At 73.1% G+C, this 8,369-nt stretch carries 8 protein-coding genes; all 8 read right to left on the bottom strand.

Annotated features, from left to right (window positions below):
* Positions 1 to 759: histidine kinase (locus tag H5J29_RS13040; RefSeq protein WP_446686477.1), on the bottom strand; the 759-nt coding region annotated here is incomplete at its 3' end.
* Between the two features lie 113 nt (positions 760 to 872).
* Positions 873 to 1,463 (bottom strand): potassium-transporting ATPase subunit C, encoded by a 591-nt coding sequence (locus H5J29_RS13035; protein WP_181781206.1) that lies wholly within the window; start codon positions 1,461 to 1,463, stop codon positions 873 to 875.
* 1 nt (position 1,464) lies between these two features.
* A complete protein-coding gene (gene kdpB / locus H5J29_RS13030) occupies positions 1,465 to 3,468 on the bottom strand; it encodes a potassium-transporting ATPase subunit KdpB (RefSeq protein WP_181781205.1) in 2,004 nt (667 codons plus the stop codon).
* Positions 3,465 to 5,099 (bottom strand): potassium-transporting ATPase subunit KdpA, encoded by a 1,635-nt coding sequence (kdpA, locus tag H5J29_RS13025; protein ID WP_181781204.1) that lies wholly within the window; start codon positions 5,097 to 5,099, stop codon positions 3,465 to 3,467. Before kdpA ends, kdpB begins: the two co-directional genes overlap by 4 nt.
* Positions 5,099 to 5,200, bottom strand: coding sequence for a K(+)-transporting ATPase subunit F (kdpF, locus tag H5J29_RS34990; RefSeq protein ID WP_181781203.1), 102 nt, complete (start codon positions 5,198 to 5,200; stop codon positions 5,099 to 5,101). Before kdpF ends, kdpA begins: the two co-directional genes overlap by 1 nt.
* 248 nt (positions 5,201 to 5,448) lie before the next feature.
* Positions 5,449 to 6,612, bottom strand: a complete 1,164-nt coding sequence (locus tag H5J29_RS13015; protein ID WP_181781202.1) for a 4-hydroxybenzoate 3-monooxygenase — start codon at positions 6,610 to 6,612, stop codon at positions 5,449 to 5,451.
* Between the two features lie 17 nt (positions 6,613 to 6,629).
* On the bottom strand, positions 6,630 to 7,382 hold the full coding sequence (locus tag H5J29_RS13010) for an enoyl-CoA hydratase-related protein (RefSeq protein WP_181781201.1): 753 nt from the start codon (positions 7,380 to 7,382) through the stop codon (positions 6,630 to 6,632).
* A gap of 146 nt (positions 7,383 to 7,528) precedes the next feature.
* A partial coding sequence (locus H5J29_RS13005) for a thiolase family protein (protein ID WP_181781200.1) occupies positions 7,529 to 8,369 on the bottom strand: 841 nt, incomplete at its 5' end.

Genomic DNA, 8,369 nt, shown 5'->3' with positions numbered 1-8,369 from the left:
GGCGATCCGGGTGGCCCGGCGCAGGACCGTCTCGGACTCGGGGCCGCCGGTGAGGGCGACCACCACCCGCTCGCGGGTCTCCCACGTCTCTGAGATGTGCTGCTCGGTGCGGTGCCTGCGCAACGCGACGTCGACCTCGTCGGCCACCCACAGCAGTGCCAGCTCCCGCAGCGCGATCAGGTTGCCGACCTGGAAGTAGTTGGCCAGTGCGGCGTCGACCTTCTCGGCCGCGTAGACGTTGCCGTGCGCGAGCCTGCGGCGCAGCGCCTCCGGGGTGATGTCCACCAGCTCGATCTGGTCCGCGCGGCGCACGAACTCGTCCGGCACGGTCTCCCGCTGCCGCACCCCGGTGATCCGCTCGACGACGTCGTTGAGCGACTCCAGGTGCTGCACGTTCACCGTGGACAGGACGTCGATCCCGGCGGCGAGGATCTCCTCGACGTCCTGCCAGCGCTTCGGGTGCCGCGCGCCGGGCGCGTTGGTGTGGGCCAGCTCGTCGACCAGCACCACCTCGGGGCGGCGGTCCAGCACGGCCTGCACGTCCAGGTCGCCCGCGAGCCGCGGCAGGGTCTCCAACCCGGCCAGCAGCTCCGCGGTCCGCTCCCGGCCGTGGGTCTCGACGAGCCCGACGACGACGTCCGTCCCCCGCTCGACCCGCCGCCGCGCCTCGCCGAGCATGGCGAAGGTCTTCCCCACCCCCGGCGCGGCCCCGAGATGGATCCGCAGCTCCCCGCCCACACTCCCCCCTCCCCGCGTCATGGAGCCACACCTGTCGCTGGAGCCCCCGCCTACGACCGTTATGGAGCCACAACTGTCGTTGGAGGCCCCAGAAACGACAGCTATGGAGCCACAATGCCGCTCACGATGCCCGTTCAGGACCCCGCGACCGCCGCGTTCAGCTCCGGGACGTTCACCGTGGGCTCGCCCAGGAAGCCGAGTATCCGCCCGTCGCTCGCCCCCGCGACGAGCCGCTCCACCTCGGCCTCCGGCAGCCCCGTGACCCGGGCGACCCGGGGGACCTGCAGGGCCGCGTAGGCCGGGCTGATGTCCGGGTCCAGCCCGGAGCCCGACGCCGTGACGGCGTCCGTGGGGACCGCCTCCGGCGCGACGCCCTCGCGCTCGGCGATGAGCGCGCGGCGCTGCGACACGGCGTCCAGCAGGTCGGCCGAGTCGCCCGCCTTGTTCGACCCGCCCGAGGTCGTGGGGTCCGCGGGGCCCAGGACGTCCTCCGACGACGCCGAGGGCCGGGTGTGGAAGTAGGGGTCGGCGGCCGGGTCGGCGGCCACCGGATCGATGCCGATCAGGGACGACCCGCCCGTCGGGAGGATCGAGCCCTCCGCGCTCGGGACGAACGCGCGGGACACCCCCCAGACGGCCAGCGGGTACACGATCCCGCAGAGCACGGTGAAGACGACCAACAGCCGCAGACCCGTGGAGGTCTGCCTGCGCAGAGTGGAGAGCACGTCACATCCCCGGGAGGAGTCGGACCAGCAGGTCGATGAGGTAGATGCCCGCGAACGGCGTCACGACGCCGCCCAGGCCGTAGACCAACAGGTTGCGGCGCAGCAGGCTCGCCGCCGAGGAGGGCCGGTACCGCACCCCGCGCAGCGCCAGTGGGATCAGCACCACGATGATCAGCGCGTTGAAGACCACCGCGGACAGGATCGCGGACTGTGGCGAGTGCAGTCCCATCACGTCGAGCAGGCCGAGCGAGGGGTACAGCGCCGCGAACATCGCGGGCAGGATCGCGAAGTACTTGGCCAGGTCGTTGGCCACCGAGAAGGTGGTCAGCGCGCCCCGGGTGATCAGCAGCTGCTTGCCGATCTCCACGATCTCGATGAGCTTCGTGGGGTCCGAGTCGAGGTCGACCATGTTCCCGGCCTCCTTGGCCGCGGCCGTCCCCGTGTTCATCGCGACCCCCACGTCCGCCTGCGCCAGCGCGGGGGCGTCGTTCGTGCCGTCGCCGGTCATCGCGACCAGCCGCCCGCCCTCCTGCTCGCGGCGGATGTAGGCCATCTTGTCCTCGGGCGTGGCCTCGGCGAGGTGGTCGTCGACGCCCGCCTCGGCGGCGATGGCCCGCGCGGTGCGGGGGTTGTCGCCGGTGACCATCACCGTGCGGATCCCCATGGTCCGCAGCTCGGCGAACCGGGCTGCGATGCCGGGCTTGACCACGTCGGACAGCCGGATCACGCCCAGCACCCGGTCGTCGATGGTGACGACCAGCGGGGTGCCGCCCTCGTCGGAGATCGCGTCGACGACCCGGGTCACCTCGGCCGAGGTCGGCATGCTCCCCGCGGCGCCCTTGCGGATCCGGCGGCCGTCGACGTCCAGCCCGGACATCCGGGTCTGGGCGGTGAACGGCACGAACTCCGCGCGCGCCTCCGCGGCGCTCGCCTCGGGCGCCAGGCCGTACTCCCGCGCACAGAGCTCGACGACGCTGCGGCCCTCCGGCGTCTGGTCCGCCAGGCTGGACAGCCGGGCGGCCTCGGCGAGCTCCCGCGCGCCCACCCCGTCGACCGGGACGAGCTCGGTGGCCTGCCGGTTGCCGAAGGTGATGGTGCCGGTCTTGTCCAGCAGCAGGGTGTCGATGTCGCCCGCCGCCTCCACGGCCCGCCCGGACGTGGCGAGCACGTTGCGCTGCACCAGCCGGTCCATGCCCGCGATGCCGATCGCCGAGAGCAGCGCGCCGATCGTCGTGGGGATGAGGCAGACGAGGAGGGCCACCAGCACCACGACGTCCTGCGGCCCGCCCGCGTAGGCGCTCATCGGCTGCAGGGCCACGACGGCGAGCAGGAAGATCACCGTGAGCGCCGACAGCAGGATCGTCAGCGCGATCTCGTTGGGCGTCTTCTGCCGCGCGGCCCCCTCGACCAGCGCGATCATCCGGTCCACGAAGGACTCTCCCGGCTTCGTCGTGATCTCCACGACGATCCGGTCGGACAGCACCGTCGTGCCGCCGGTGACCGACGACCGGTCACCCCCCGCCTCCCGCACCACCGGCGCGGACTCCCCGGTGATCGCGGACTCGTCGACCGTCGCGATGCCCTCGACGACGTCCCCGTCACCGGGGATCGTCTCCCCCGCCTCGACGACGACCCGGTCCCCGACCGTCAGCGACGAACCGGGGACGACGGCGCCGGACACCAGGCGCGCCGTCGTCTCCTGCTTCGTGCGGCGCAGGCTCTCCGCCTGCGCCTTGCCCCGCCCCTCCGCGACCGCCTCGGCGAGGTTCGCGAAGAGGACCGTGAACCACAGCCACACCGCGATCAGCCAGCCGAACACGGTCGGCGACACGATCGCGTCGACCGTGACCAGCACCGATCCCACCCACACGACGACCATCACGGGGTTGCGGAGCTGGGCGCGCGGGTGGAGCTTGCGCAGGGCCTCGGGGACCGCCGCCCAGAGCTGCGGCGGACTGAACGCCCCGGCCCGCACCGGGGTCGGTCTGTCCAGGACGGTGGTCATGAGAGTGCCTCCGCGAGCGGACCCAGCGCGAGCGCCGGGAAGAAGGTGAGGGCGGCGACCAGGACGATCGTGCCGCCCACGAGGACGCCGAACAGGGGCTTGTCCGTGGCGAGCGTCCCCGCGGTGGGTTCGGCTCGGCGCTGCTGCGCCAGCGAGCCCGCCAGTGCGAGCACCGCCAGGATCGGCACGAACCGGCCGAACAGCATCGCCAGACCCAGCGCCGTCTGGAAGAAGTCGCTGGTCACGGTGATGCCGGCGAAGGCGGAGCCGTTGTTGTTGGCCGCGCTGGCGAAGGCGTAGAGGACCTCGGAGAAGCCGTGGGCGCCGTCGTTGTTGAGCGCGTCGCGCGTGCCGGGCAGCGCGATCGCCAGGCCGGTGCCGACCAGGACGAGCGTCGGCATGGCCAGGATCGCGACCACCGCCGCGGTGACCTCCCGGCGGCCGAGCTTCTTGCCCAGGTACTCCGGGGTGCGCCCGACCATCAGCCCGGCGAGGAACACCGCGACGACCGCCAGCACCAGGATCCCGTAGAGCCCCGCGCCGACCCCGCCGGGCGCGACCTCGCCGAACAGGATGTTCAGCAGCACCGCGCCGCCTGCGCCGCCGGTGTAGCTGTCGTGCAGGGAGTTGACGGCGCCGGTCGAGGTCCCCGTCGTCGAGACGCCGAACAGGACCGAGCCGGGGATGCCGAACCGGACCTCCTTGCCCTCCAGCGCCCCGCCCGCGGCGAGCGTGGCCGGGCCGTTCGGGTGGGTCTCGGCGAACCAGGCCACGGCGAGCATCGCGCCCCAGAGCACGCCCATCACCGACAGCAGCACCGTGCCCTGACGGCGGTTGTTCACCATCGTGCCGAAGGTGCGGGTCAGGCAGACCGGGATGACCAGCATGAGGAAGATCTCGAACAGGTTCGACAGCGCTGTGGGGTTCTCGAAGGGGTGCGCGGAGTTGGCGTTGAAGATCCCGCCGCCGTTGGTGCCCAGCATCTTGACCGCCTCCTGGGAGGCGGTCGGCGCCAGCGGGATCCCGTCCACACCGGACCTCAACGACATCGTGACGCCCATGGCCACCAACAGGATCGCCGCGACGAACGCGAAGGGCACGAGGATCCGCACGACGCCCCGCGTCAGGTCGACCCAGAAGTTGCCGATGCGGTCGGTACCCGAGCGGACGAACCCCCTGATCACGGCCACGGCCACGGCCAGCCCGACGGCGGCGCTCACGACGTTCTGCACCGTCAGCCCCGCCATCTGCACGGTGTTGCCGAGCACCTGCTCGGGGACGTAGGACTGCCAGTTCGTGTTGGTGACGAACGAGATCGCGGTGTTGAGCGCCATCGCGGGCTCGACGGCGCCGCGGTCGAAGGACATCGGCAGCAGCGGCTGGAGGCGTTGCAGCAGGTAGAGGAGCACGATCGAGACGAACGAGAAGCCCAGCACGCCCGCGGCGTAGGTGGGCCAGCGTTGCGCGCCCGCGGCGTCGACCCGGACGAGCCGGTAGAGCGCGGACTCGACCCGCCAGTCACGCTCGGCCGTGAAGACCCTCGCCATGTAGTCGCCGAGCGGGACGTAGCAGGCGGCGAGCAGGACGAGCAGCAGCGCGACCTGGAGCAGGCCCGCGACGGTGGGGCCCATCAGAACCGCTCCGGTCGCAGCAGGGCCACCACCAGGTAGACGAGCAGCGCGAGCGCCACGACCCCGCCCACCACGTTCGTGACGACGTCGGCGGTACTCACAGCCGCTCCAGACCGCGCAGGCACAGCACCAGGACGGCGAACCCGCCGACCAGCAGCAGCGCGTAGAGCACATCGGCCACCGGACAGTCTCCTCGGGACACGAGCCCGCCGGACCGTCCGGCGGGACGTCGCAGAGTCTGTGCCGGGCGGGCCCCGCCGAGGGGCGTGCATGCGGAACCTTGACGCCGTGACCTCGGATCTTGACGCGATCCTGACGGGCCGGTGTCCCGCACCGCGAGTGCGGGCGGCTAGAAGCCGATCGGCAGCCCCGCGTAGTTCTCGGCCAGCCCCGTCGCGCCCGCGGTGCTCGTCGCGACCCAGCGCAGCTGCGAGAGCTGGAGCTGGGTGTCGAAGGGGTCCGCGGAGGTGTGCAGCATGGTCGTCATCCACCAGGAGAAGTGGGTGCACCGCCAGACCCGGCGCAGCGCGGTGTCCGAGTAGGCGTCGGCGAGCGCGGAGTCCTCGTTCCGCACCAGCGCGGCCAGGGCCGGGGCCAGCAGCGCGACGTCCGCGACGGCGAGGTTCAGCCCCTTCGCGCCCGTCGGGGGCACGATGTGGGCGGCGTCGCCCGCCAGGAACAGCCGCCCGTGCCGCATCGGCTGCTGCACGAAGGACCGCATGGGAAGCACCGACTTCTCGGTCACCGGCCCCGGCGTGAGCGTCCAGCCGTCCAGGCCGAGGCGCTCGGCGAGGGCGGTCCACACGCGGTCGTCCGACCAGTCCGCCACGTCGGTGCCGTTGGGGACCTGCAGGTACAGCCGCGAGACGGTGGCCGAGCGCATGGAGTGCAGCGCGAAGCCGTCGGGGTGCCAGGCGTAGATCAGCTCGTCGGTCGACGGGGCGGCGTCGGCGAGGATCCCCAGCCACGAGTACGGGTACGTCCGCTCCCACGTGGCGGGGTCCGGCACGGCGGCGCGGGAGGGGCCGAACGAGCCGTCGCAGCCCACGACGACGTCCGCGTCGAGCCGCTCGGCCCGCCCGTCGGGACCGGTGAACGTGAGGTACGGCCGCTCGGTCCCGGCGTCGTGGATCGCGGTGTCCGCGGCCTCGTAGACGATCTCCTGGCCCGCCGCCGCCCGCGCCCGCCCGAGGTCCTTCGTCACCTCGGTCTGCCCGTAGACGGTGACCGAGCGCCCCACCAGGTCCACGAAGTCCAGGTGCACCCGCTCCCCCGGGTACTGCAGGTAGATGCCCCGGTGGACGTCGCCCTCCCGGTCGAGGCGTTCCCCCAGCCCGACCTCGCGCAGCAGGTCGACCGTCGACTGCTCGAGGATCCCGGCCCGGATCCGGGCCTCCACGTACTCGCGCGAGCGGGCCTCGACGACCACGGACTCGACGCCCGCGCGGTCGAGCAGGTGGGACAGCAGCAGTCCGGCGGGGCCTGCGCCGACGATGGCGACCTGGGTGCGCATGGGGGGAGTCTGCCCCGCTAACGCCTCCGCAGCGCCGCGAAGCGGCGGCCGACCTCCTCGACGTCCGTGCGCCAGCGGAGCTTCTCCTCCGCCTCCAGGGCCAGGGCGTGCGGGAGCGACTCGCCCTCACCCCGGTGCAGGAGGTCGAGCTGGACGTCGACCGAGCCCGCGTGGGCCGCGACGATCCTCCCGGCGATCTCCCCGGCCCGCTCCAGGAGCCGTTCGTGGGGGACCACCTCGGTGATCAGCCCCGCGGCGAGGGCCCGCGCCGCGTCGATCGGTTCCCCGGTCGTCATCATCTGCCGGGCGAGCCGGGTGCCCACCGCGCGCGGCAGCAGCGCACTCATCCCCCACCCCGCGACGAGCCCGACCTGGGCGTGGGTGTCGGCGAACCGCGCCCGCTCCGACGCGACGACGAACGCACACGACAGCGCGATCTCCAGCGCCCCGGTGTAGCAGAGCCCGTTGACCACGGCGACGATCGGCGTCCGCGTCGAGCGGAGCACCGCCGCGGGATCGGTCCGGGCGCCACGCGGCGAGCCGTTCAGGCTCTCGGTGAGGTCCAGTCCGGCGGAGAAGGCCGGGTCGGCGCCGGTCAGCAGCACGACCCGGGTGTCCGGGTCCGCGTCCGCCGCCCTGGCGACGTCGATCAGCCCGCGCCGCATCGCGATGGTCAACGCGTTGCGGGCGGCGGGGCGGTCGAGGGTCAGCCGGGCGATGCCGGCCGACCACTCCAGCCGCAGCCCGTCGACACCCGGGTCCTTCAGCACGAGGCCGTGTCTCTCGATCCGGCGCCGCCGGGCCCGGTGATCCATGTCGTTCCCGGCACGGCAGCCGGGCGGCCCTCGGACCGGGCCGTGTTCGGGTGGTCCGGCAACGCCGTCGGGGGCGCCGGGAGCGGATTGGGAGACACGGCCTAGACCGTGAGGACCAGCGCCGAGCCCATGCCGCCGCCCGCGCACATGGACGCGACGGCGGTCCCGCCGCCGCGGCGGCGCAGCTCGTGCGCGAGGGTCGCGACCATCCGCGAACCGGTCGCCGCGATCGGGTGGCCCAGGCTGCAGCCGCTGCCGAACGGGTTGACCTTCTCCTCGTCGAGACCCAGCTCGCGGGTGGCGGCGATCGGCACGGAGGCGAACGCCTCGTTGATCTCCCACAGGTCCACGTCCGCGACGGTCAGCCCGGCCCGGTCGAGCGCCTTGCGGATCGCACCGATCGGGGCCAGGCCCGTCTCGGAGGGGTCCACGCCCACGCTCGCCCAGGAGCGGATGGTGGCCAGCGGCGCGATCCCGTGCTCGGCGGCGAGGTCGGAGCTCGCGACGACGACCGCGGAGGCCGCGTCGTTGATCCCGGACGAGTTGCCCGCGGTGATCGAGAAGCCCTCGATCTCCGGGTGCAGCACCTTCAGACCCGCCAGCTTCTCGATCGTGCTGCCGCGGCGGGGGTGCTCGTCGACGTCGAAGACCGACACGGTGCCGTCCCGCCCGGTGACCTTGACCGGGACGATCTCGTCCGCGAACCGGCCCTCGTCGATGGCGGCCAGCGCCCGCTCGTGCGAGCGCAGCGCCCAGGCGTCCATGTCGGCGCGGCTGACGCCGGCGAGCGTCGCGGTGTTCCAGCCGACCAGGATGGTCATGTCGTCCGCGGGCGCCTCGGGGGTGCTCACGTGCGAGGGCGAGCTCCACGGGTCGGCCACGTCGTCCGTGCCGGGGATCCGGCGGCGGGCCTGCGGGTTGGTCGACGACGAGTGCGTGCCC

Source organism: Pseudonocardia pini (assembly GCF_013870575.1).
GTDB classification, from domain to species: domain Bacteria; phylum Actinomycetota; class Actinomycetes; order Mycobacteriales; family Pseudonocardiaceae; genus Pseudonocardia; species Pseudonocardia pini.
Note: the sequence above shows the minus strand (reverse complement) of the source record. Positions and strands in the feature narration are given on the sequence as shown.

What these genes read in the sequence shown, in the direction of transcription:
- kdpB (WP_181781205.1), bottom strand. Translation starts at nt 3,468, where the DNA reads ATGACCACCGTCCTGGACAGACCGACCCCGGTGCGGGCCGGGGCGTTC.
- H5J29_RS13015 (WP_181781202.1), bottom strand. Translation starts at nt 6,612, where the DNA reads ATGCGCACCCAGGTCGCCATCGTCGGCGCAGGCCCCGCCGGACTGCTG.
- kdpA (WP_181781204.1), bottom strand. Translation starts at nt 5,099, where the DNA reads ATGGGCCCCACCGTCGCGGGCCTGCTCCAGGTCGCGCTGCTGCTCGTC.